Annotated in this window: 17 protein-coding genes; 14 read left to right on the top strand and 3 right to left on the bottom strand. The window is 43.1% G+C overall.

Translation table 11 applies throughout. From position 1 onward, the window contains the following. Window positions 1-5 precede the first annotated feature (5 nt). From G5B30_RS02925 to G5B30_RS02900, 6 genes are read left to right on the top strand one after another with little or no spacing between them, the layout of a single operon-like run. Window positions 6-1,772: a RagB/SusD family nutrient uptake outer membrane protein gene (locus tag G5B30_RS02925; RefSeq protein ID WP_165318472.1), complete on the top strand. Its 1,767-nt coding sequence runs from the start codon at window positions 6-8 to the stop codon at window positions 1,770-1,772. Window positions 1,773-1,784: 12 nt separating this feature from the next. Next, window positions 1,785-3,551 carry a sugar-binding protein gene (locus tag G5B30_RS02920; protein WP_165318471.1) on the top strand — a complete coding sequence of 589 codons (1,767 nt, stop codon included), beginning with the start codon at window positions 1,785-1,787 and terminating at the stop codon, window positions 3,549-3,551. Between the two features lie 43 nt (window positions 3,552-3,594). Then, on the top strand, window positions 3,595-5,676 hold the full coding sequence (locus tag G5B30_RS02915; RefSeq protein ID WP_165318470.1) for a hypothetical protein: 2,082 nt from the start codon (window positions 3,595-3,597) through the stop codon (window positions 5,674-5,676). 50 nt (window positions 5,677-5,726) lie between these two features. Next, window positions 5,727-6,857 carry an SGNH/GDSL hydrolase family protein gene (locus G5B30_RS02910; protein WP_165318469.1) on the top strand — a complete coding sequence of 377 codons (1,131 nt, stop codon included), beginning with the start codon at window positions 5,727-5,729 and terminating at the stop codon, window positions 6,855-6,857. 11 nt (window positions 6,858-6,868) lie between these two features. Beyond that, on the top strand, window positions 6,869-8,014 hold the full coding sequence (locus G5B30_RS02905; protein WP_206366990.1) for a glycoside hydrolase family 2 TIM barrel-domain containing protein: 1,146 nt from the start codon (window positions 6,869-6,871) through the stop codon (window positions 8,012-8,014). A 45-nt stretch (window positions 8,015-8,059) separates the two neighbouring features. Further along, window positions 8,060-9,904 carry a sialidase family protein gene (locus tag G5B30_RS02900; protein ID WP_206366989.1) on the top strand — a complete coding sequence of 615 codons (1,845 nt, stop codon included), beginning with the start codon at window positions 8,060-8,062 and terminating at the stop codon, window positions 9,902-9,904. Between the two features lie 8 nt (window positions 9,905-9,912). On the opposite strand, the gene G5B30_RS02895 is transcribed toward G5B30_RS02900, so the two are convergent. Further along, the gene (locus G5B30_RS02895; protein WP_165318468.1) at window positions 9,913-10,890 is read right to left on the bottom strand and encodes a hypothetical protein; all 978 of its coding nucleotides are present in this window, start codon (window positions 10,888-10,890) and stop codon (window positions 9,913-9,915) included. Between the two features lie 329 nt (window positions 10,891-11,219). On the opposite strand from G5B30_RS02895, the gene typA reads away from it, so the two are divergent. Further along, window positions 11,220-13,025 (top strand): translational GTPase TypA, encoded by a 1,806-nt coding sequence (typA, locus tag G5B30_RS02890; protein ID WP_165318467.1) that lies wholly within the window; start codon window positions 11,220-11,222, stop codon window positions 13,023-13,025. Between the two features lies 1 nt (window position 13,026). Here the strand turns inward: typA and G5B30_RS02885 are convergent, their stop codons facing one another. Then, window positions 13,027-14,220: a P1 family peptidase gene (locus G5B30_RS02885; protein ID WP_206366988.1), complete on the bottom strand. Its 1,194-nt coding sequence runs from the start codon at window positions 14,218-14,220 to the stop codon at window positions 13,027-13,029. Window positions 14,221-14,337: 117 nt separating this feature from the next. Here G5B30_RS02885 and G5B30_RS02880 point away from each other — a divergent pair, with 117 nt between their 5' ends. The 7 genes from G5B30_RS02880 to G5B30_RS02850 all read left to right on the top strand — a co-directional run bounded on the left by G5B30_RS02880 (window position 14,338) and on the right by G5B30_RS02850 (window position 23,512). After that, window positions 14,338-16,452, top strand: a complete 2,115-nt coding sequence (locus G5B30_RS02880) for a M3 family metallopeptidase (protein ID WP_165318466.1) — start codon at window positions 14,338-14,340, stop codon at window positions 16,450-16,452. A gap of 431 nt (window positions 16,453-16,883) precedes the next feature. Continuing rightward, complete coding sequence (locus tag G5B30_RS02875; RefSeq protein ID WP_165318465.1) at window positions 16,884-17,588, top strand: DUF4198 domain-containing protein; 705 nt, start codon at window positions 16,884-16,886, stop codon at window positions 17,586-17,588. 14 nt (window positions 17,589-17,602) lie between these two features. After that, entirely contained in the window at window positions 17,603-19,948 is a 2,346-nt protein-coding gene (locus G5B30_RS02870; protein ID WP_165318464.1) for a TonB-dependent receptor plug domain-containing protein, read from the top strand. Between the two features lie 10 nt (window positions 19,949-19,958). Then, complete coding sequence (locus G5B30_RS02865) at window positions 19,959-21,176, top strand: DUF4374 domain-containing protein (protein WP_165318463.1); 1,218 nt, start codon at window positions 19,959-19,961, stop codon at window positions 21,174-21,176. A 64-nt stretch (window positions 21,177-21,240) separates the two neighbouring features. Next, window positions 21,241-21,573, top strand: coding sequence for a hypothetical protein (locus G5B30_RS02860; protein WP_206366987.1), 333 nt, complete (start codon window positions 21,241-21,243; stop codon window positions 21,571-21,573). A gap of 18 nt (window positions 21,574-21,591) precedes the next feature. Continuing rightward, window positions 21,592-21,873 carry a hypothetical protein gene (locus G5B30_RS02855; protein ID WP_165318461.1) on the top strand — a complete coding sequence of 94 codons (282 nt, stop codon included), beginning with the start codon at window positions 21,592-21,594 and terminating at the stop codon, window positions 21,871-21,873. A 1-nt stretch (window position 21,874) separates the two neighbouring features. Further along, window positions 21,875-23,512, top strand: a complete 1,638-nt coding sequence (locus tag G5B30_RS02850) for a PepSY-associated TM helix domain-containing protein (RefSeq protein ID WP_165318460.1) — start codon at window positions 21,875-21,877, stop codon at window positions 23,510-23,512. A 5-nt stretch (window positions 23,513-23,517) separates the two neighbouring features. Here G5B30_RS02850 and G5B30_RS02845 read toward each other — a convergent pair whose 3' ends face one another. Next, window positions 23,518-25,281 (bottom strand): ABC transporter ATP-binding protein, encoded by a 1,764-nt coding sequence (locus G5B30_RS02845; protein ID WP_165318459.1) that lies wholly within the window; start codon window positions 25,279-25,281, stop codon window positions 23,518-23,520. Window positions 25,282-25,293 lie beyond the last annotated feature (12 nt).

The raw sequence follows: 25,293 nt of genomic DNA, 5'->3' as shown, positions 1-25,293 counted from the left end.
TTATTATGAAAAAATTCGTTAAAATATATTGGCTTTCTCCCCTACTTTGCCTGATAGCTGGATGTAGCAGTTTTTTGGACAGGAGTCCTTACGATGAAATTTCCTCTGAAAATGTGTTTACCTCGGCGGCTTTGGCGGAATCGGTGGTCAATGGAGCATATAGCAACCTAAGATACGACTATAGCAACTTTGGAACGGAAATTATTAATTGGGATGCGCTATCTTCGGTGATGGATCCTTCCGATGCGAATGTTTCACTCAATTATTCTTACCTTCTTGGAACAATCCAGCCGAATAACGGTATGTTTCTAAGGTATTGGCAACGTTTGTATGAGGGGGTAAACCGTACAAATGATGTGATCAATAATATACAGCGTGTACCTGATATGAGTGACGAACTGAAAGCACAGCGTATCGCGGAGTGTAAGTTTCTCCGGGCCTATCATTACTACCGATTGAATAGTTTGTGGCGTGGGGTACCTGTTTATTTGGAAAATCTGCCCAATGCGGAATATACACGTAGTCGGTCTTCTGAAGTGGATGTTTGGAATACAATCATTCAGGATCTGACAGATTGTATCAATACGCCAGAGTTGCCGGAAAAGTATGCATCTAATAGCAGTGACTATGGTCGTGTAACTAAAGGTGCAGTTTACACGCTACGGGGTAAAGTATATTTATGGCTGAAGAAATGGGATTTAGCCGAGGCTGATTTTCGTGAGGTTGGTACGCAGGGATATACATTATATACCGGAAGCTATGCCAATCTGTTCAAACTAGCACAAGAGAAAAGCGATGAAATGATTTTCAGTGTGCAGATGGAGGAGTTATCGGGCATGGGAAATACATTTAGTCGGACGTATGGTAATCGTATGACAACAGGATCCGGTAATTCGTCGTTCTTTATGAATACACGCTTTGTGGAGTCGTACGAATGGGCAGATGGTAAGCCGTTTGATTGGGAGGATGTCATTCCCGGCTATAATTCCATGGAACCGAAAGCCCGAAGTGTTTATTTTCTACGCGATAATATCACTTCACCAGAACAGACGGCTATGCAGACATATGGTGCGGAAATGAGTGAATATTTACCGACGGGCAACGAAGCACGTATTAGGGGGGCTTATACCAACCGTGATCCACGAATGGAAGCGACGGTTATTACACCCTATTCTATCTATTCAGGTGGCTTTTCGGGAGCGGCGATCGACTACGCATCGAGATGGCCTTTCCGTAGCAGCGCTTCTGCACCGTTTGATCTACAAACAAATTCCAATACCTATATGCTCTATTCGATCCGCAAATTTGTTACTGAGGGTCGGCAGTTTCTCAATGTAAGCTTTAATCCTGTGGATGTTCCTATATTTCGCTATGCAGATGTATTGCTCGGACTTGCGGAGGCATTGAACGAACAGGGAAGATATCAGGATGCTATTGTCTTTGTCAACCAGGTTCGTGACCGTGCGAATGTGGCGCTTCTGAACGAACCTGGAAATGCCTATGTTGCGGTGAACAGTTCGGATGACCTACGGCCAAGAATTCGTAAGGAGAAAAAATGGGAACTTGCGGGTGAAGAGCAGCTTTATTACGATGAACTACGTTGGGGGACATGGCAGGAGACGAAATTTGCGTCAGGCAACGGTTTGCTCGAGGTATGGGGAGCTCCTGTATACACCTACCAATGGGGTGGTTCGGCATATCTGAAGTGGGCAATCCCATCATCTGAAACAGAACGAAATACCAATCTTGATCAAAACGACGATTGGAAATAGAAAGGATAAGAAATGAAAATTATAAACTATACGTTATTGGCGCTTTGTTGTATTGCGAGCTCTTGCAGCAAATCGGGCGACCCCACAAACAATGTGGATACCGGAGGGACAGGCAAACAACAACAGCTGAATTTGACACCTATCGAAAACCTGAATCAGGGAAGTTCGGAAATCAATTCGCACGCTGGTATAACAGAGCGCTCGTCTTTGATGATGAATTTTCGCAGCTATGTGGAAATCGGTGCTAACGAGACCCAAATAAGTGCTCCTGTATATCCGCGTGTAAAGAAGATGGCAAACGGCAAATATATCATGTTCTATCAGAATAACCAGATAGGCGCAGATACTTATTACGTTACGAGCTCGGATCTACATACATGGACCGGAGGTGATCGATTGTTTGCCCGTCACCCCATTGTCGATCAGACTGGAGCAAACAATGAGCGCCGTTTTTCGACATGTAATGCGCTGGTGCTTGCTAATGGGGATATTATTGCTGTAGCGTCTTATCGAGCGAATACAGAATATCGACTTCGGCCTTTAGACAACGGGTTGATTTTGCGTCGGAGTACGGATAATGGTGTAACATGGGGCAGCCCTGTTGAGATTTATCAGGGTACGAACTGGGAGCCCCATCTGTTGCAGCTGCCATCGGGTGAGATCCACTGCTATTTTACGGATTCCCGTACGCATATTGCAGAGTATAATACCGGAACAGCTTTGATTACGTCCAATGATAATGGACAGACCTGGACCCCATCCTTTGGCAATGCGCCTTATCGGGTAATCCGGAAGAAATTTGGCGAGCAAAATGGTGTTAGCCTATTTACTGACCAGATGCCTGGCGTAATTAAGCTCAATAATAGCAATAAACTTGTGGCGGCGACAGAAGCACATAATAATACGACCAACTATTACCTGTCACTTGCTTATTCGGGCGATGATGGCCAATGGCCACATTTATCGGAAACCGAGGAAGGTCCTGCAGATCGAAATAACTATGTGTTTGCTGGTGCGGCACCGAGTTTGGTTCAGTTTCCATCCGGGGAAACGGCTTTATCGTATAATACAACCTCGCGCTTTACATTGCGGCTGGGAGATGCTACTGCAAGGAGCTTCGGAGAGCCATATACTCCTTTCTCCAAAACAGGTTTTTGGGGTACAATGGAAATGATTGATACGCATCAGATCATCGGTGCTATGCATACTTCGGGAGCAATTATGTTGGCACGCTTTAGTTTGAATCACGGTCTAACTGCAATCTCCCGGACGGTAAACGTCGATGGAGACAATACCGAATGGAAGAATACAGATGAAGCACTGTTTGTAGGTCAAAAGTCTCAGGCACAAGCGACCTTACGCTGTGCTGCCGATAACGATAATGTTTACTTTTTGGTCGAAGTATGGGATAAACAAATCTCCAAGGATGACTATGTAAGCATCTTTCTTTCTCCGTCAGGAGGAAATGGCCAGGTAGGTGCAGATTCACGGCGGATCCGGGTATCACATAGTGGGTTGAAGAGTACAGATGTCTACGGTGGCGGTTGGCGTGAAACAGCTATGAACGTATCGGTTAGTAGTTCTTATGATGGCTCGCTATCGGATAACAGTGATGAGGACAACGGATATTTGGTCGAGGTTGCCATTCCAAAGTCGCAGCTTAACCTTTCCGGGGATCTATTAGTCAATTTGGCCCTGTTCGATATGCAGGGCGGGGAAGATGCTATCTCGAATACTGCAGATCGAAATACCGCTACTTGGATACCGGTATCTTTTTGAAACGAGTGAGAACGGATGTGGCATCCAAATATTATTGTAAAGAATGAAAGTTTTTGTCGGTGTATTTTTTTTGTATTTATTGTCCGCATGCTCAACACGATCTGACCAGGAGCTCCGTATCTTTTCTGTAGACACTGGTGAAGCGTTTACAGTTAACGGCCATGAAGAGATAGAGGACCAAATAGTTTGGATAGAAGATACGAGCGATACTCAGGTATCTCCTGTATTTGAATTAACCGGTTCTTGGGATTTATCGGAATACAATCAGCTAAAGGTTGTCCTTGTCAATGCTAATAAACGTGAGCATATCAACGCAACGCTTAAGATAGCGGGTAGAGGGCCGTCGAGAGAAGAAGGAAGTCTGGAATCAAAAGTCAGTATAAGAGGAGGGGAGACGCTGGAGTGGATTATTCCAATTGTGCCATCTCCTGTTTATCCAGCTATATTGAAACGGATGACAGGTATGCGGGCTACACCTTTTAGTATAGACGGTGTGACGTCTACCCTAAATCCTGAAAAAATCGACCGAATAAGTATCTCATTTGATAAAGGATTGAAAGGAACAAGATTAGGAATCAAAAATATCGTTGCGGTTAAGGGGACGAAAGTGCCTACTCCGGAATGGTTTGCCTTCTCTGAGGAAAAGTTCTTTCCCTTTATAGACAAGTATGGGCAGTTTATACACAAAGATTGGCCTGGAAAGACAAAAAATGATAGCGATCTCCACGGTGATCTCCAACGTGAATTGGAAGAAATAGAAAGTAACCCGGGGCCTGCTGACAGAGGCCTGTACGGCGGATGGTTAAAAGGTAAGAGGCTGGAAGCTACCGGAAATTTTCAAGTCCGTAAAGTAGATGGAAAATGGTGGATGGTAGATCCGGATGGATACTTGTTCTGGTCGCATGGCGTTGTGCGTGTCACGCCTTCTTCGGCAGTAACGATCATAGATAATAGAGAGAACTTTTTTTCAGCACTTCCGGATGTAGATGCACCATTTGGTGAATTTTATAAAACAAAAGACGAGTTTCTGTATCGATACTATCAATCTTGGGGGATAAACAAAACCTATGATTTTTCTGCCGCGAATATACGGATAAAGTATGGGGAAGATTGGCGTGTAGCCTATCGTGATATGGTGTTCAGAAGGCTCCGAAGTTGGGGTATGAATACCATCTCTGCTGGATCGGCTAAGGAGATATATCATGAAAACCGTGTGCCCTATTGTGACAGGATTGAACTCGGTTCTCCTCGTATAGAGGGGGCGCCGGATCGGCTAAATGTTATCAAGGACCCCTTTCATCCAGATTTTGGGGAGAAGTTTGCGGAGCAGTTGAGAGAAAGAGGAGATGAGTTGCTAAGCCCATGGTGTTATGGGTATTTTGTTGACAACAAACTGGTGTGGGGAGCTGATCATGACTTGGCACGGTGGGTGTTGAAGTCCCCGGCGCAGCAAGCTGCTAAAAAGATATTTATAGCGAATTTGAAAAATAAATATGGCACAATTGAGGCCTTAAATGTAGTCTGGAAGTCGACGTATAAAAGCTGGGACGAACTGTTGGCAACACAGCAAGAACCTCCGGAAGGTTCGATAAAGGATTGTGCGGCGTTTTCGGCTGTGCTGATAGAAGAATATTTTAAAAATATAGGGACGGTGATGCAACAAGTGGCTCCGGGGAAATTGTATTTAGGATGCCGTTATGTGACCGTAAATGAAAAGGTACTTCAGATTGCTGCAAAATATTGTGATGTCTTGACATTTGATCTCTTTTGGGATTCGTTGGCGGATTTTAAACTGCCAGAAGGAATAGACAAACCGGTATTGATCGGAGAGTTTCATTTTGGAGCGTTGGACAGAGGTCTGTTTCATCCTGGACTCAATCAAAAAGCAGATCAACAGGAAAGAGCACAAGCATACGAAAAATATGTGCGGTCAGCTTTGCGTAACCCCTTTATTATCGGTACGGCATGGCACCAGTTTTCTGATCAGGCCACAACAGGGAGGTTTGACGGTGAGAATTTTCAGGATGGTTTGACGGATGTGTGCGATAGGGTATACTCCGAGACAATTTCAAAAGTCAAAGAAATCGGAAAAAATCTTTATCAGATCAGAATGGATAAGTATTGAAAGACAACTTTATGAGAAAAGACTGGAGTAGTGTCAAAATTTGTACATATATGAAGAAAAGTTTACATGCAATTGTATTGCTATTTTTAATAACAACGGCATTTCCTTTGGCCTCTGGGTGCAAGGAAGATAAAAATATCACTCCCCGGCCCAAGGTTGAAGCAAAAGAGGAGACAGGGTTGATCACGTTGAGTAACACGAATATCCATGTCATGGGAGCGAGGTATGTTTCCCGCACACCGGCAAAGTTGTCTTTCACCCGGTTTTCTGGACAGACGCTGGCTTTACCAAGTGAGGTCCGAAGGTTTAGTACGACCTATGCTCTTGCTACGACCGGTATTTCCCTACAATTTAAAACCCGAAGCTCATCTATCCACTTGACATTTTCGCGCGAGTCAGGTATGAATGATAGTGGTTCTTTTCAGGTGTTAAGGGATGGGGTAAACTTTAAAACCGTCGAATTTGTGGGGGCGGTCAACACACCTATGCAGATTGAACTCAATGCATTGCCTACTGACAAGGAATATGTATACGAAGTTATTTTACCCTGCTACACGAATGTATCGCTGACGAAACTAGAATTGGATGGTGAAAGCAGTCTAGTGACTTATGTACCTACACCTAAGGGGATATATATCAGTTTTGGAGACAGTATCACGCATGGGGCAGGGCAAGGAGGTGCCACTTACTTAACCTATCCATTTTTATTGGCTCAAAAACTCGACATGAGTCTGTATAATCTGGCAATAAGCGGTGCGAAGATATCTATTCCTATGGCTGAAACGGCTAAAGAGTTGCCTCAGGCCGATATCATTACAGTATTAATAGGCTATAATGATTTTTCATCCGGCAATCGTACTGCGACGGAAATCGATAATGATTATCGGTTGTTTTTGACAGAAATCCGTAATAACCAGCCTTCAGCGGAAATATATTGTATCACAGCCTTGTATACTACGAATACCTCGAATGCCACGACAGGGATGACAGCGGAGGAACTTCGGGATGTGGTGAAAGATATCGTGACGGAATATCAGGCTACGGATAATAAGCTTCATCTTATCGAAGGGGATAAAATTATCACTTCTTCAGCTCAATTGGCTGATCGTGTACACTTAAATGTAATAGGAGCAAGCACGCTTGCCAATGGGCTTTATGAGAAAATTACAGATACAGAATAAAACGTAAAGAAATGAATCGGATCAAAGAAAAGAGAGTTAAATCTGGAAGATTAGCTTTCGGGATATTAGCCATAGCTATCATGCTGAGCCATGTCGCCTGTGTTCAGCGGGAGACCAATAATGTAGCTGCCGACAATCCATCTATCAGATGGTCAGAAAAAAAAGCTAATGATTGGTATGAAAAGCAACCTTGGATCGTAGGGTGCAACTTTGTGCCTTCTACAGCTATCAATCAAATAGAGACATGGCAGGAAGATACTTTTGACCCAGAGACCATAGATAAGGAATTAGGTTGGGCGCAAGATATCGGATTTAATACAGTACGGATTTTCTTGCACAATTTGGTTTGGGAGGAAAACCCGCAAGGATTTAAAGAACGATTAGACCAATTTCTTTCTATTGCGGATAAACATCATATCCGAGCTATTGTTACGTTTTTCACTAACGGTACATTTCATGATTCGTTACCCCCTAAGCTTGGTAAACAAAACCCGCCTATACCTGGCGTTCACAATTCGGGTTGGGTGCAATCCCCGGGTGCCGAAATTGTAAACGACTCCTCCAAATGGGAACCTTTAGAAAAGTATATCAAAGATGTAATAGGTACATTTAAAGATGACAGGCGGATTGTGTTCTGGTCGGTATATAATGAACCCGAAAATCCGAAACGCGGTGCTTATAGTCTGCCTTTGTTAAGAAAAGTTTTTGAATGGGCGAGGAGTGTGAATCCATCACAGCCTCTGACTGCGCCAATTTGGAAGATCCCGGGTGACGATAGGACGGCACTGGATATCGTCAGCTTTCTGGGAGAAAATTGTGATATTATCACTTTCCATTCGTACCATGACCCCGAAACAACAAAAAAATATATCCAACTGTTAAAAGCTTTCCGGCGGCCGATGGTATGTACGGAATATATGGGTCGGACGCGAGGCTCGACATTTGAGAATACTATGCCCATATTCAAGAACGAACATGTTGGAGCAATCAGTTTCGGACTGGTCGCCGGAAAAGCCAATTTTTATTATCCTTGGGGGAGTAAAGAGGGTGCACCAGAGCCAGCGGTTTGGTTTCACGATATATTCAGACAAGACGGCACACCCTATAGTGAAAAAGAAGTCGAATTTATCAAAAATATGACAGGAGCTGCTGAATAGTAGGAGCAGATTATTAGCGTTTTTATGTAATTTTTATTTAATCGTATGAAATTTAAATTTTCTTATCTGAGGGTACAATCAAAAACATTTATAAAATCCTTGATGCTGCTGGGCGTATTTTCTCAAGCAACCTCACAGGCAAAAGGACAAGAAGTTTCCGGAGATAAAGATCGGGAGACCAATGTCCGGATCTCTTGGGATTACCATACTTATCAGGAAATGTCCAGTGTAAATGTGGCAAATAAAGGTTTTGTCGAGCCAGAGCTTCATTATCCGAGGATCAAGAGATTATCTGATGGTTCGCTTTTGATGACTTTTAATAATAACCATTATGGTTGGAATATCTATGTAAGGCGGAGTGAGGATAATGGAAAGACCTGGAGTGATGCGCAGATGTTACGTGAGCAATTCAAGACTACTTCTACTGCGGGCAATGACCAAAAAGTCTTTGTAAACCCTGAATTTATCGAGCTACAGGATGGCCGCATTATGCTTGCTTACCAATGGCGATACAAAAATGGATATCATGATATTCCTAATACCAACGAAAACTGTGGTGTGGAGATGATGTATAGTCATGATAAAGGCAAGACTTTTACAGCGCCGCGTGAGGTATACAGAGGTCGTTGCTGGGAGCCGGCAATGTTGCAACTTCCTTCCGGCGAAATACAGATGTACATCACTTCCAGTCAGGAAGTGATAAATAAGGTGTCCAATCCACGTACAGTGATCATTCGTTCGTTTGACGGAGGAGAGACTTGGCAGGGAAAAAAACTTGCTACTTATAAGGATGCTGAACCGGTTTCGCGGACCTTTGATGAGCGTTCTTCTTACGACGGGATGCCTACTGCTGTCTGGTTGGACGATAACAACGGTATTGCCATGCCTATTGAAGTTTGGAGTGGTAGATTGGTAGTAGACCAGACGCCTATGATCGTAAAGACGGATGCAGATGTCAACTGGCGTGGGAACCAAGATAAAATTGCTAATGAAGGAGGTCCTGAATATCCCTATAAGAAACAACTTAATAAAGATTTTATCGGATACGGGCCATATTCTACGAAGTTAAAGACCGGAGAAGTGGTTGTATTGAGTAATGGTATGTACAAAGGAGAGCAAGGTATCTGGACATTTATCGGCGATAAAAAGGCAGATAATTTCCGTTTTGCAACCTCTCCCTTTGTGGGGCACTGGGGGTCGATAGACGATATTGGGGGCAACAAAGTCATAGCCTCTGGTACTGCTAATTATATGGATGCTACCGATACCGAACGTGGTAAAGTGGTCGTGATGACCGGCAGACTGAACTATTCCAAATCTATTTCTAAAGGAGATCTTACGATGGCTACAGTAGCCCGGTTTGATAGGGATAACAACGACTATTGGTTTCTCGGAAAGAAAACACAAGCTTCGACTTTTACCAATTTTGGCTATACCGATAAAAGCTTTATCATAGGTACTTATTATTTTGATCAAAATATCGCGGCCTTTACTCCTGAGAACTCGGATGCATCGATTTTACTTTTCAGCAGAAAAGACAAGGCCGGTGCATTTAGTAATTACAAAATTGCTGTGAATGCATATGGAAAATACACGATTTATCGGGAGGAAAATTATTCTTGGAGGTTGATCCACAGCGGTGTAACGGAGAATATGGAGGTCGTTGGAACCATAAATAATGAAAAAGATAAGGATTTGGGATATTCGGCAAAACTAACGATAGACTGGGCTTTACTTGGTGGCTCCCCTGCAGAAAATGAAGAATTTAGAGCACATCTTCGTCTTCACTACAAAGATAAAGCTACTGAAAAACCTTTGGCACAGCAGGAAGATTTGATGGGTGAAAACAGCGATTATCCTGCGGAGTGGCTGCGAGTGAGGTTTAAATAGGGCTTTTATTAAAACTCTTGCTTTATTATATTCGTGGAAAAACTCTCGTCAAATATTACCGACAAAGAATTTTGTTTTTCATTACCAACATCATCAAACAACTTTCCGGATAATTCCGTGATAGTATTAGGAGTAAACTTTACGTTGGTGACCTCTTTCGTGACCACTAAATTGTCGTCAACATCGTATGCTGATATTTTTAGGGTTAGTAATTTTTCGGATAGTTGTGAATACTCCTGTCCTGGTGTAAGAATATTTGCCGAGAAAATTTGATTTGATAAACCACCGTAAGGTGTTATATCAAAATAAACGCTTCGATAGCTGCTAGAATTGTAGGTTATTATATTCGTAAGATTTGAAAAGCTATTACTATTAGCTACAAGTATTTGATGTGCAGATTGTGTGGCAACTTCTAATGTCTTGATGTTTGAAGGGATTTCATCGAGCAATTTTAAATCTAGTTTAGAGTTGAAACGTTGTAATATAAAAGGTGAATATAGAGAGTCTTTTGTTACTTCTATGGCTTTATTAAAAACAAAAATATCACTTGGATTATAGCTGTTGCCAAAAGTTGGCAAAGTTTGATAGCGTAATAAGAAGTCTAGGGATTCGTTTTTTATATAGGACGGAATATACTCGGTTAAATTCAATCCAAGAATTCTAATCGTATATTTTCCGTTGGGGAGCTTTAGCGATAAATTATTTATGTTTTGATTTGCGGAACGCATCAGTGTATCAATAGGTCGTTTATCTTTATCGAGAATGGTATAAATTAGGTCACTTACTATTGGTTTATCAGAAACGGAAGTTGATGCTAATTTCTCAAAGGGGCGATGGGATTCGGTAAAGCCGCTAACAGAAAAGCGAATGTTGTAAAATCCGCCTTCTTCATCAGATATACTTATAGGAGACGTTTCAGTTTCTTTTGAGCACGCTACAAGTACCAAAAATAAAATAGCACATGTTAAAAAGTTAATAATTTTCATATTTGATAAACTATTCATACGCAGGCAAATGTACTAAAGATCTTTTAGCGCTCCAAGTATCAGAACCTTTGAAGTTTTGTTTAAATAGCACAAAAATTTGAGACAAGGAGTTAAATAGAGCCTAAGGAGGTCAAAGCGCTCATGCCGACAAAGGCGCAAGCAAACCTTGAACGTTAAAATGAGTTGAGAGTTATCCATGAAGGATAGAGGGTAGGCAGTAAGTCTTTGAGAATGAAAATAAAGGCTAATAAAAAATAATATAAAATGCTAAAAATTGAGGTGCAAAATGTATATCTTTGCACCTCAATTTTTTATTATACATTGCTCAAATGCAGAATATCAGAAACATAGCGATTATCGCTCACGTAGACCACGGTAAAACAACCTTAGTCGATAAAATCCTACACTTTACCAATCAATTTAGAGACAACGAGGCTATGGGTGAGTTGATTCTGGATAATAACGATCTGGAGCGTGAACGAGGTATTACAATCGTATCTAAAAATGTTGCTGTAAAATATAAAGACACCAAGATTAATATCATCGATACACCGGGGCACGCCGATTTTGGAGGCGAGGTCGAGCGGGTGTTGAAAATGGCGGACGGTGTTGTGTTATTGGTAGATGCGTTTGAAGGACCTATGCCACAAACTCGTTTTGTGACAGGTAAAGCATTGGCGTTGGGTATTAAACCTATCGTCGTTGTCAATAAGGTGGACAAAGAGAACTGTCGCCCGGAAGAGGTATACGAAAATGTATTCGATCTGTTTTTTAGCTTGGGGGCAACTGAGGAGCAATTAGACTTCCCGGTACTTTACGGTTCGTCAAAACAAGGATGGATGTCAACAGACTGGAAGCAACCGACGCAGGATTTTTCTCCACTATTGGATGCGATATTGGAACATATTCCGGCACCGAAAGTATCAGAAGGAACATTACAGTTGCAGGTCACGTCATTGGACTACTCCACGTTTGTAGGACGTATCGCTATTGGTCGTGTTGCAAGGGGCGTGATCAAAGAGAACCAGCCTGTATCGCTGATGAAGCGTGATGGTAAAATTGTCAAATCACGTGTGAAAGAACTTCAGGTGTTTGAAGGATTAGGGAAAGTGAAGGTTTCTGAAGTGCGTGCTGGCGATATCTGTGCCGTAGTCGGTATTGAAGGGTTTGAGATCGGCGATACTATTGCCGACTTTGAAAATCCGGAACAGTTGGAGGTTATGCATATCGATGAGCCGACAATGAACATGCTGTTCACCATCAACAACTCGCCTTTCTTTGGTAAAGAGGGTAAGTTCGTCACTTCTCGCCATATCTACGACCGCTTGCAAAAAGAATTGGAGAAAAACCTCGCCTTACGTGTGATGCCTACGGAATCGCCGGATGCGTGGTTGGTATATGGCCGTGGGATACTTCATTTGTCTGTACTGATTGAAACTATGCGTCGTGAGGGGTATGAGTTACAAGTAGGGCAGCCACAAGTTATTGTTAAAGAAATTGACGGACAAAAGTGTGAACCTATTGAGGAGCTTGTTGTCGATGTGCCGGCTGATGTTTCGGGTAAGGTTATCGAGCTGGTTACACAACGTAAGGGAGAGTTGTTGGTCATGGAAAGCAAAGGTGATATGCAGCACTTGGAGTTTTCTATTCCTTCGCGGGGTATCATTGGCTTACGTAATAATGTATTGACGGCTACTGCCGGAGAGGCTGTGATGGCGCACCGCCTGAAAGGTTATGAACCATGGAAAGGTACGATACCGGGTCGCTTGGCCGGTGTATTGGTATCCTTAGATACGGGAACAACTACGGCTTATTCTATCGATAAATTACAGGATCGAGGCCGTTTCTTCGTTGACCCGGGTGTGGATATTTATGAAGGACAGGTTTTGGGTGAGCATATACGGGATAATGATTTGACGATCAATGTGACTAAAGGAAAGCAGTTGACGAATATGCGTGCTTCGGGATCGGATGATAACGTGCGCATTGCCCCTGCTATCAAATTCTCCTTGGAAGAATGTATGGAGTATATACAAGCCGATGAGTATATCGAGGTTACGCCGCAGTCTATACGTCTGCGGAAGATTTATTTAACGGAAAATGAGCGTAAGATAAATGCGAAAAAGTTCCAATAGGTTAATCTTTAACAGCCTTTGGTAACTTGTCGTGACTGAGCGCGTTATATTTCTTTAGTATTTTTAAAGTTTCTGGGACGGGAAGGGCTTTTAATAAGTGACCTTCCCGTCCTGTTTGGTCTTCCGCCATAAATAAGGAATTTAAAATAGCCTCCTCTGTGGCTTCCCAGACAGCCATGAATAAGGGAGACAACGCACTATTATGGATGTCTTTGGTGTCCAATTCAATCTCGCCTTTTGGATCGTAAGGAACACGATTGGCAGGATTGGTGGAGAAAGCGATAGCATAGTCACCGGAACCGTTGGAGGAAAAGGCGCCGACATTGCCGAATGCGATAAAAGAACGCTTGGCCAGACGCTTGAGGTTGCGCGGTGAGAGCGGAGCGTCGGTCGCGATAACAATCATGCAGGAGCCATCGGCTTTATATGTTTCCTTTTTGTCCATCATGTAAAAATTATGAAGTTCCCGGCCTACGGGAGCACCATTAATGTTGAGTACGCCGCCGAAATTGGTTTGTGCCAATACACCCACTGTATAACCACCTTTTGAAGGTGGAAGCTTACGGGAGGCCGTCCCAATTCCACCCTTAAAACCCAAGCACTCGGTACCTACACCGGCACCTATATTTCCTTCGGGGACCTTGCCCGAATGGGCAGTTTGTATAGCTTGCAATACGTGTTCTTTTTGCACATGCCTCCCCCGGATATCATTGAGGCGGCCATCATTGGTCTCGCCGACGACCGTATTCACGGAACGTACGTGTTCATTGCCCGGCAACTGAAGCACATAGTCTAAGACGGCATCAGCCACTTTAGGGGCATTCAAGGTGTTGGTCAAAAGGATAGGTGCTTCCATGTTACCGAGCTCGTCGATCTGCGATATACCCATCATTTTACCAAAACCATTGCCTACGAACACCGCGGCAGGGACTTTATCCTGAAAGATATTTCCATCGTGGGGTAATATGGCCGTGACTCCAGTACGGATATCATCGCCCTTAACAACAGAGACATGCCCGACCTTGACGCCGGGCACATCGGTAATGGCATTCCATTGCCCTGTGGGCAAAATGCCGATCACAACGCCGAAGTCCCGCGCGCGCCCACGTTTCTCCTGTGCAAATGAAGATAATGTTATACTTATACCCAAAAGGAGGGTTAGACCGTTTATAATTGTCGTTTTATCAGGTTTCATAATGCAAAGAAATGAAAAGATTGATAAAACTGTCGCATAATAGAAGCGGAAAATCTGTTTTCGTTTAATAATCTGTACCTTTGCCGGGAAAAAGTATACGACTAAAATAAAATAATAATGCATAAAAAAAGCTTTGTTCCTTTCTTCGTTATTGCCTCGATATGTGTTGGATGTACGGATGGCGAGAAGACAAATTCCAGTGATAACCCGTTGTTAAATGCTTATGAAACCCCTTTTGAAGTTCCTCCTTTTGATAAGATAAAAGATGAGCATTTCAGGCCAGCTTTTGCGGAAGCTTTAAAGTTGCATAATATAGAGATCGACAGCGTTGTTGGCAATGCCGAGGAACCCTCTTTTCAAAATACGATAGTTGCTTTAGAACATGCAGGTGGCTTATTGACCAATGTATCGTCCGTTTTTTATAACCTCAATGGGGCACATACGAATGATAGCATTCAGGCCATAGCCAAAGATATGGCACCGGTACTTTCAGCCCATAGAGATGAGATCCGGTTGAATGCAAAACTTTTTGATCGGGTAAAAGCTGTTTACGCGCAGAAAGAGACGTTAAAATTGGATGTGGAGGATGCGAAACTTTTGGAAGAGACGTATAAAAGCTTTGTACGATCGGGAGCCAACCTTTCGGATGTGGATAAAGAAAAGTTGAAGAAGATAAATGCTGAAATAGCTGTGCTCACGACGCAATTTGGACAAAACGTACTTGCAGAAACCAATGCCTTTGAATTGGTTGTAGATAAGGAAGAGGACTTGAAAGGGCTACCTGATGCGTTAAAGATGGCTGCTGCGGAAACGGCGACTGCAAAAGGAAAGGAGGGTAAATGGGTGTTTACTTTACAGAACTCCTCTATCATGCCTTTTCTGCAATATGCAGACAATCGGGCATTGCGGCAGCAGATATGGGCGGCTTATCAGCAACGTGGGAATAATGACAATGCGAACGATAATAAAGCGGTTCTCCTGAAGGTTGCCAACCTACGGTTGGAAAAAGCGAAGTTGTTGGGATATGACTCACATGCGGCTTATGTACTGGAGGAAGCTATGGCAGCAAATCCTGCAAATGTATATGCGCTGCTGAATAAATTGTGGACTTCTGCATTGGTGAAAGCAAAAGAGGAGGCGGCCGACATACAGCAGGAAATTGAAGCTGCACAAGATACGTTTCAGGTGGCACCTTACGATTGGAGATATTATGCTGAAAAAATCCGTGTAAAGCGCTTTGCGTTGAATGAAGAAGAAATTAAACCTTATTTTGGTTTGTCAGCTGTACGGGAAGGTGCTTTTAGCACAGCGAATAAACTATGGGGCTTAACCTTTGTCGCCTTAAATAATGTTCCGGTATACCACCCCGAGGTCGAAGTTTATGAAGTAAAAGATAAAGACGGATCCCACTTGGGACTGTTATATGCTGATTTTTTTCCGCGAGAATCAAAGCGCTCCGGTGCGTGGATGACATCTTACCGCAGTCAGTATAAGAAAGGGGACAAGCGGATTGCTCCGGTGATCTCGATTGTATGTAACTTTACAAAACCTGTGGGCGATCAACCTGCTTTACTGACATTCGACGAGGCCAATACATTATTTCACGAATTTGGACATGCGCTACATGGGCTATTGTCGAATGTAAAATACCAATCGTTGGCGGGAACGTCTGTTCCACGCGATTTTGTGGAGCTGCCATCACAGATTATGGAGAACTGGGCTTCAGATCCGGAAGTATTGAAATCTTATGCTAAGCATTACCAGACAGGAGCTGCAATTCCTGATTCGTTGATTGCGAAGATAGAAAGTGCAGGTACCTTCGATCAAGGTTTTGCCACCACTGAATATGTTGCAGCTTCGCTATTGGATCTGGATTATCACGCCACTACAGTCCCGATTTCAGGAGATGTGAATACTTTTGAAAAGGAGTCTATGGATAAAATCGGGCTAATCGATGCTATTATACCCCGCTATAGAAGTACCTATTTCCAACATATTTTCTCTGGAGGTTATTCCGCAGGCTACTATGCTTACATTTGGGCAGAGGTGTTGGATTCGGATGCTTTTGCTGCCTTTAAAGAGAAAGGACTGTATGATCCGGCAACGGCAGCGTCATTCCGTAAGAATATTTTAGAAAAAGGTGGGACGGAAAATCCGGCGGATATGTATCGCGCGTTTAGAGGACAGGATCCTGATCCGGTCTATTTAATGAAGAAACGAGGATTAAAGTAACTTCTGAAACGCTTAAAGCTACTATTCTTTGTGAAGCTGCTCTATATAAGGGCAGCTTTTTTTATGGATCATTTTCTTCTCTGAAAGTACCATAGGGCCTTATACTCGTGCCGAGTTCATAAAAATGTAAAATAAATGTTGTGAAAAGGATATTTCGTTTTATATTTGCCTTTGTTTTTAATCAGTCTAAATAAGAGTTTCTTGTTTTAAGGTCTGATAAAAGACAAGAGCGCCATGCGGAAGACGGCAATCTTCGCATGACGCCCAACCTAATATCAGCGGCAACTGATATTAGTGTAATCAGCTCAGCATGCTGGGCTGATTTCTCCCGATACTGTGACATATGGAAGGTGCAGCAAGATAATAAAAAAATTGCATCCTTTCATAATCAGTTGAAGTGATTGTCATGTTTAACAACAACTCAACATATTATGAAAACAATAGGATATACTACATTTCTCCTGCTATTTACGCTGTGCAGTCAAGCTATTTTTGCTCACGCGCTGTGGATCGAAACCTCTCATTCAGGAACAAAGGGTACACCCCACGACGTCAAAATCTATTACGGCGAATATGCTTCTCAAGAAATTGATTCAGTCGGAAAATGGTATTCCGATGTCAAGGAGTTTACGATTTGGTTGACTACGCCGAGCCAAAAGAAAATACAATTACAGAAAAGTCTATCCGCGGATCATGCTACGGCTTCTTTTATTCCCGATGAAGAAGGTGTATATGCACTTACCGTGGTTCATCCCGCCAAAGATCTGGGCGGTACCACAAAATATGAATTTTCATCGACAGCCTTAGTTGCGGTGGGCAATGCCGTCTTAAAACCTCTTGATCTCCCCTTATATGTACAGGCAGCACCAAGGGCTTATGCGATAGGAGAGTCGGTCGATGCAGTAGTCTTTCAGCAGGGGCAGCCTTTGGCCAATGCAGAGGTTGTCGTCATGAGCGGAGAGGGCTGGACAAAGGTCTTTCAGACCAATGCAGACGGTAAGATCAGTTTTCCGGCAATCTGGAAAGGCAATTATGTTGTCGAAGCCTCTCATATGGAAAGGGAAGAAGGTGTTTGGCATGAGCAACCGTTTAAACGGACATGGCAAGGTGCGACCACATTTGTTCAGGTACGATAAATAGTAAATAGAGAATGCAATATTTTAGAATTCTTCTGGCTGCCTTACTATTTTTTGCAGTAGCGACAAATGCCCAAACGCAGCAGCAAACTGTTAGCTTACAGGGACGCGTTACATCCTCGAAACAGACTGTCTTAGATCGGGCTACAATTAAAGTCAACAATACTGTCGTCTCGTCGAGTGCAGACGGATCGTATTCCATCGAAGGGCTATCAAAAAGAGAGGCTACGGTTCAGGTGTCCGCAGTGGGGTATCAACCTTTCACGCGTCGTATAAGTTTAACCCCGGGTGTTAATACCCTGAATATTGTATTGGAAGAAGATGCAAAATCTATCGAAGAAGTACAGGTTCTCGGGTTGACAGAAGCGCAGGAGGTCAATCGTCAGGCTTACAATGTAACTGCTATAGATGCTTCAAAATTATACAATACCACGTTGGATATCGCAGGAGCGTTAGATCGAGTTGCCGGGGTGCGTGTACGGGAAACGGGCGGTTTAGGTTCCAACATGAATCTTTCATTAAATGGGTTTTCGGGTAATCACATCCGGTTTTTTATCGATGGTGTGCCTATGGATAATATGGGATCGTCGTTTCAGATCAATAATATACCGATTAATATTGCCGATCGGGTAGAGGTTTACAAAGGTGTAGTCCCTATTTGGTTAGGTTCGGATGCGTTAGGTGGAGCCATCAATATTGTAACTGGAAACCGACACCGCAACTATGTGGATGCATCCTATTCCTATGGTTCGTTTAACACACACCGTACAGTTATCAATACAGCCGTGACAAGTAAAAGCGGCTTGACGCTACAGCTGAATGCTTTTCAGAATTATTCGGACAACAACTATAAGGTTCATTTAGAAGCTTATGAGAATAGAGGCGGTAATTATGCTGAGTCCGCCAAAATTCCGCGCTTTCACGATACATACCACAATGAAACATTAATCACAAACCTCGGCGTAGTCGGAAAGTCCTTTGCGGATCAATTGCTGTTGGGCATGGTGTTGGGACAGAATTATAAGGAATTCCAGACAGGTGCTCGTATGCAATCCGTCTACGGAGGTCGTCACCGAAGAGGGACAACCGTAATGCCCACATTTAAATATAGTAAGAAAGATCTGATCGAAGGTCTTGACGTCACACTGAACGCGAATATTAACTTGGGATGGGAGCAAACGATAGATACCGTGAATAAACGCTTTGATTGGTTTGGTGTAACCACTGTATTGCCGTCAACGAGTGGCGAATATCGTCGAAGTATGTACAAGTATAATAATAATGAGGGGAGTGTCACCTCTACCTTCAATTATGCGCTGAATAATCACCATAACTTTTCTTTAAGTAATGTCTTTACATCCTTCAACCGTAAGGGTTCGGATGAATTGGATCCTGTGAATGCCCAATATGAGCTGCCCAGTAAGACACAAAAGAATGTTTTGGGTATAGGCTATCAATACCAGATAGAGGATTCGTGGAGTCTGACGACGTTTGGTAAATATATTGCCCAGATCAATACCATAGGGGACAGAGGACGAAGTGAAATGCATAATTGGGGATATGGTTTTGCCTCTACTTATTTCGTGAATAATGGAGTCCAGCTGAAGGCTTCGTATGAATTGACTAACAGGATGCCTACACCTATTGAATATTTTGGCGATCTGGATAATCAGGCCCCTAATCCAGACCTTACTCCAGAAAGAAGCAACAATTTGAATGTAGGGATGATCTATTCTTTCCAGCTTCAGCCGGACCACCATTTTGTTTTGAATTCAAATTTAATCTATCGGTATGCGCATGACTTCATCTATACCCGATTCGAAAATAACCAACAAAGACTAGTTGCCGATAACAGAGAGGGCGTACGGACCTTCGGCGCGGATGCGGATTTACGATATTCCTATAAAGATTGGTTGACTGCCGGGGGTAGCCTGACGTATCAATATTTGCAAAATATGCAGCAGATCGAACCGGGTTTTAACGGCGTGAGTCCTGTGTATCTTGATCAGATGCCTAATATCCCCTACTTCTTTGGGAATACTGACGTTTCGCTTTTCTTTCGGAACATCGGTCGTCCTCATAATAATTTGAATATTGGTTATAACCTCCTATATGTCCACCAATTCTGGTTGTACTGGCCAAGTCGGGGAGGTAAAGCCGCATCAGATGAGAAAAAATTTGTGCCGCGGCAACTGAGTCATGACATCAACCTGGTGTACAGTTTGAATAATGGCAAATATAATATTGGCTTGGAGGCAAGGAACATAACAGATGCTTTGCTGGTCGATAATTTTAGCCTTCAAAAACCGGGTAGAGCATTCTATTTAAATCTAAGATATTTCTTTAACAAAAAATCATAAATCAAAAACAATGAATATTAAAAATGCAATCCTAACAATCGCCACTGCCGCGATGTTTGTTTCCTGTGGAAAAGACGATCCTGCTCCGGCAAACCCCGGTAATTTTATAATAGCCGTAACGCCCGCAGCGTCGACCGGTGTAGCCGATTATCTGTTGACAGCAAGTAGTTTGGATGGAGGAACTATTTCGACACAGGGTCAAGGCGTAGAGCAAGATGGTACCTATCGCTACTATCTTACGCATAATAACAAATTCTTCAGTATGTTGTACGGACAAGGTAATCCCGGTGCGGTTACGGTGTACAATATTCAAAATGGCCAGTTGACCAAACTGGCCAATACCGTTACCGAGACTGTCCAGGCCTTTACACCTGTTAACGATCATATCCTAATGACAAAGATATCCCGTAACGCGACTAATCCAACAGCAACATGGTACACCTTTAACACTAATTCGATGCAAGTCGATGGGAACGGCTCCCTCAATACCAGCGAGATCGCGCCAGGCGACGAAATCGCACATTTCAGCTGGATCAAGCAAGTGGGTAACAAGGTATTTGCACCATTCTTTTCCATTAAAGCCTGTTGTGATGCTGGTTTTGGAACAGCCTATCCTGACCAAGCGTGGATCGCTGTGTATTCTTATCCGGCAATGACTTTAGATAAGGTTATCGAGGACGACCGTACGAGCTTTATCGGCCGTTATTTTACGGATGGTATGGAGGAAGTTGAGAATGGTGATATCTACTGTTTCTCCGCTTCTGTTGCCACAGAAAATGGTAAGGATGCAACCTTAAATTCGACGAAGCCTTCTGCGGTAACACGGATTAAGGCTGGAACAACAGAATTTGATTCATACTATTTTGATTTTGAAGCTGCTTCCGGAGGATTAAATATCACGGACTGGCTGTATGTCGGAGACAACAATTTTGTAGTTCTTTCAGACAAGAAAGCAGATAAAGGAGCCTATAATACAGGTAAAACTATCGGAATTATTAATGTTATCGACGAAACGTACAAAAAGGTTACCGGTATGCCTATAGAAAGCGATATCGAGTCGTTGACTGGTATGAGCAATTACAGCGAACGAGATGGTAAAGGCTATATCGGTGTCAACCTGACATCTGGTGTTGGCTATATCTACAAGATTGACGCGACAACAGCGACAGCTACACAGGGGTTGAAAGTCGAGGGAGGTACCATTACTGCTATTGAGCATTTAGATTAATTAAAAATCTATGGTCGTCCCAATAGCACAAATGCTTGTGGGACGACCTATTAGCCATTTTATCATGTACACGATCCTGTTATTTGTTATCCTGTTTGCCTCTTTTCTCTTTTACAATTCTAGTGAAAGGGTAAAGTTTAGCAACAGACCGAAATGGTTGACAGATCTTAGTCGGAAGAAGAGCCTGATCCGGAGTGTGAGTATAGGGATATGGTGTGTGGCGATGGCAATAGTCCTTTGGGATCAAGGACTTGGGTCAGGGTTTTTTGCGCTATTTGCGTATATCATGGCGATGCTAAGTGTCGTAGTATTACTGAACCCTTACAAATATTTGCGGTGGCAACACCTGATTGTGGTATTGGTTCTTGGTTTAGTTCTTGAATTTGTCGTTTTCTAAATTTTATCGGATCGTACAATGCCAGCAAACAAAAAGTATTTGAGCAGCCCGTTTCAACGGTTTTTAAAGATTACAGCCGGTTTTATTGGCGGTTATACGGTTATGCTGTCTTTTCATATTATGCTCACTTTTATTTTTGAAAAGAAGAACGTTGTTATCACAGCAGCTTTTACCGGATATATCCTGTGGGCATTACTCTTGCTCTTTGCCTTTTTGGCAAAGAATGGATGGAAAGTGTGGGGGCTGTATATTTTGCTGACCTTGGCGTTTGCATTACCTTACCTATTAAAATTGGGATAAGATGAATATCAGGAATTATAATATCTTCTTTCATACGCATACCATCAGTGGTATTGTAATATGCGCATTGCTGTATGTTATTTTCTTTACGGGGTCGTTTTCTTTTTTCAAACAAGAAATTACAGCCTGGCAGAAAAATACATCTTATATCGCCCATTCACCGAATGGAGCGGATTACGATAAGTTGTTGGATTCCATAAGTCGAGACTATAATCTGCAGGGAAGAGATCTCTCCTTTTTTATATACCGTTCGGGGGCAGGTGCTTACGTCAATATAAGTGCTTCAAACGATAGTATCTTAAATAAGGAAAACTTAGCCAAGATGAAGCCGGCGAAGGAGAGGAAGAAAAAAGGAAGACGCCGCGGTGGAAGGGGCGACGGCAAGTATTTTAGTTATGATTTTGTCGAAAAAAAGGCGGGCGATTACTCCACGAATTATGATATGGGTGAATTTCTATATCGCCTGCACTTTCTGGCGCAGCTCAATGAAGTACCTATCCGTGTGGGTATTGCTCCGTTCGGTTATTTTATTGCGGGACTGACATCCTTCTTGTTTCTGTTTGCCTTGATAACAGGTCTTCTCTTACACTGGGATAAGTTGGTCACTAATTTTTTTGTTTTCCGTCCTTTCAGCAAGTGGAAAACGGTGTGGACCGATATGCATACCGCTTTGGGTGTTATTGGTTTTCCGTTCCAGTTTTTATACGCTGTGACAGGAATATTTTTGATTATCAACTCTGTTCTTGCCCTTCCTTTTGGAAAGCTTCTATATGATGGGGATAGCGAAAAAATGTATCAGGATTTAGGGTATTCAAGGAATACAAAACAGGAGTATCTCTATCAACCTTTAGATCGGGAAGTAAAACTGGCTGACTATATCAGTTTGGCACGACAAAAGTGGCCGGATGGTGAGATACGTCGCTTACATGTGAAAAACTATGGTGATTCGAGTATGCATGTGACAATGGAGCTCGAGCCGCACTATGCGAAAAGCTTTGCCGGTTCTGGCGTACTTCAGATCCGTGTACACGACAATAAAGTGATGGAGGAGAAATCGCCGATAACGGATGCTTCGTATGTGGATCAGGTGCGTAGTTTGCTCTATAGGCTACATTTCGGAGACTTTGGTGGTTATCCGGTCAAGACGGTCTATTTTATATTGGGAATAATGGGCTGTCTGGTCATTACGTCGGGAATCCTCATCTGGCTGGTCGCCCGGGATAAGAACAATGTGCTTCCACGAAAGAGGAAGTTTAACTTTTGGCTGGCCAATATCTTCTTGGCGGCCTGTCTAACCATGCTTCCGGTTACTGCATTGACTTTCATTGCGATAAAAGTAAGTCCGCAAGTTGACCAGAAGTTTATTTATTCGGTTTATTTCTATAGCTGGCTTGTCCTGTCTTGTTACTATATCCTTCGGAGGAACATCAATCGGACAAATCGAGAAACACTGCTATTGGGTAGTATACTGGCGTTTTGTGTGCCGATAACCAATGGATTGGTAACGAACAACTGGCTATGGTATACCGTCGCCAACCGGCAGACCGATATCTTTGTTGTCGACTTTTTATGGCTGCTCATCGGATGTGTGGGACTATTGACATTCTTGAAGTCCCGCGCTTTTTTCAACAAGCTGTAATTTCCTTATATACCCACCGAATTGAATTGCAGCTCGTAGAGCTTTTTGTAGTAGCCATCCATCGCTAACAGCTGTTGATGGGAACCTATTTCTTTGATTTCTCCTTTATCCAGCACGATGATCTGGTTGGCTCGCTGGATTGTCGAAAGCCGATGGGCAATAACAATAGCGGTGCGGCCTTCCATCATGTTAGTGATAGCCGATTGGATAAGTTGCTCCGTCTCTGTATCGATAGAAGATGTTGCCTCATCCAGAATAAGGATCTTGGGGTCATGTACAAGGGCGCGTACGAAGGAGACCAACTGGGCCTGTCCTGAAGATAAAGTTGCTCCACGTTCCTGTACCTGATGTTCAAAGCCATTGGGAAGTCTGTGGATGAAATCGTAGGCACCTACTTTTTTAGAAGCATCAGCAACCTGTTCCAAATGGATATTCGGTGTGTTTAACGTGATATTATGAAGGATGGTGTCTGAGAATAGAAATACATCTTGCAGTACGGTCGAGATATTTTTTCGTAATATGTTGAGCTCATATTCCCGTATATCCACGTTATCCAATAAGATCTGACCTTTTTGGATCTCGTAAAAACGGCTGAGAATATTGATGATCGACGACTTTCCTGCGCCAGTGGCCCCGACCAGAGCAAGTGTGTCTCCGGCCTTAACCTTGAAGCTTACGTCTTTAAGGACCCATTGTTCGTCGTTGTAGGCAAACCAGACATTTTTAAATTCGATTTCACCGCGAACGCGTTCAGGAACATAATTACCTTGGTTGGGTGTGAACTCATCGGTATCCAATACCTCAAATATACGTTCGGCAGAAACCATACCCATCTGGAGGGTATTAAATTTGTCAATCAATTCGCGTATCGGCCGGAATATCATATTGATATACATGATAAAGGCAACCACGACACCCGGTGATATGATGTCGGCGATGATCTGCTTCGAACCGTACCACACCAAGAGACCTGTGGCAATGGCAACGATAATTTCCAGCACGGGAAAAAAAATCGAAAAATACCAGTTGGCCCGGATGTGTGCATTACGGTGTTCTTTGTTTATAGCTTCAAATTTTTGAAATTCCTGTTGTTCGCGGGCAAAGTATTGTATAATCGCCATGCCTGAAATATGCTCCTGTAAGAACGTGTTCAGATTGGATACCCACAGCCGGACAGCTTGGAATGCCGACTTCATCGCTTCCTTAAAGATATAGGTCGACCAAATCATAAGCGGCATAGGGATCAGGACAACCAATGTGAGTCGCCAGTCGGTATAGAACATGACGCCGAGGATAACGATAAGTTGCAACAGATCGCCGATGATCTGGATCAATCCTTCTGAAAATATATTCGCGATTGTTTCCAGATCGGAAATCGTCCGGGTAATCAATCGTCCGATGGGTGTGTTGTCAAAATATTTGAGACGGAGATTGGTAATATGATTGAAAACTTGAATACGGATATCGCGGATAACGGATTGCCCCAACGTGTTCGTGGTCAATGTGTGGAAATAGCGAATAACGGTCTGCGCCACCAAAAGACCCAGCATGAGGAAGAGCATCTTGCTTAGCCCTTCGTACTGCCCTGCCAGAATATAATGATCCAACGTGTGCTCAATGAGCATCGGAAGAGCAGGAGCTACCGCAGCGAGCAAAATCGTCAAGAGGACCGACACCCAAAATATACGGGTATAGGGGCGCATGTATTTTGCGAGTCTGTTTAACAGTTTGCTGTCGTATGTCGTGCCTGTAATTTTGTCTTGCTTCACGTGTTCAGTAAT

Source organism: Sphingobacterium sp. SGG-5 (genome assembly GCF_011043525.1).
In the GTDB taxonomy this organism is placed as follows: domain Bacteria; phylum Bacteroidota; class Bacteroidia; order Sphingobacteriales; family Sphingobacteriaceae; genus Sphingobacterium.
The sequence above is the reverse complement of the archived record's forward strand: the minus strand, read 5'-3'. Positions and strand labels throughout refer to the sequence as shown.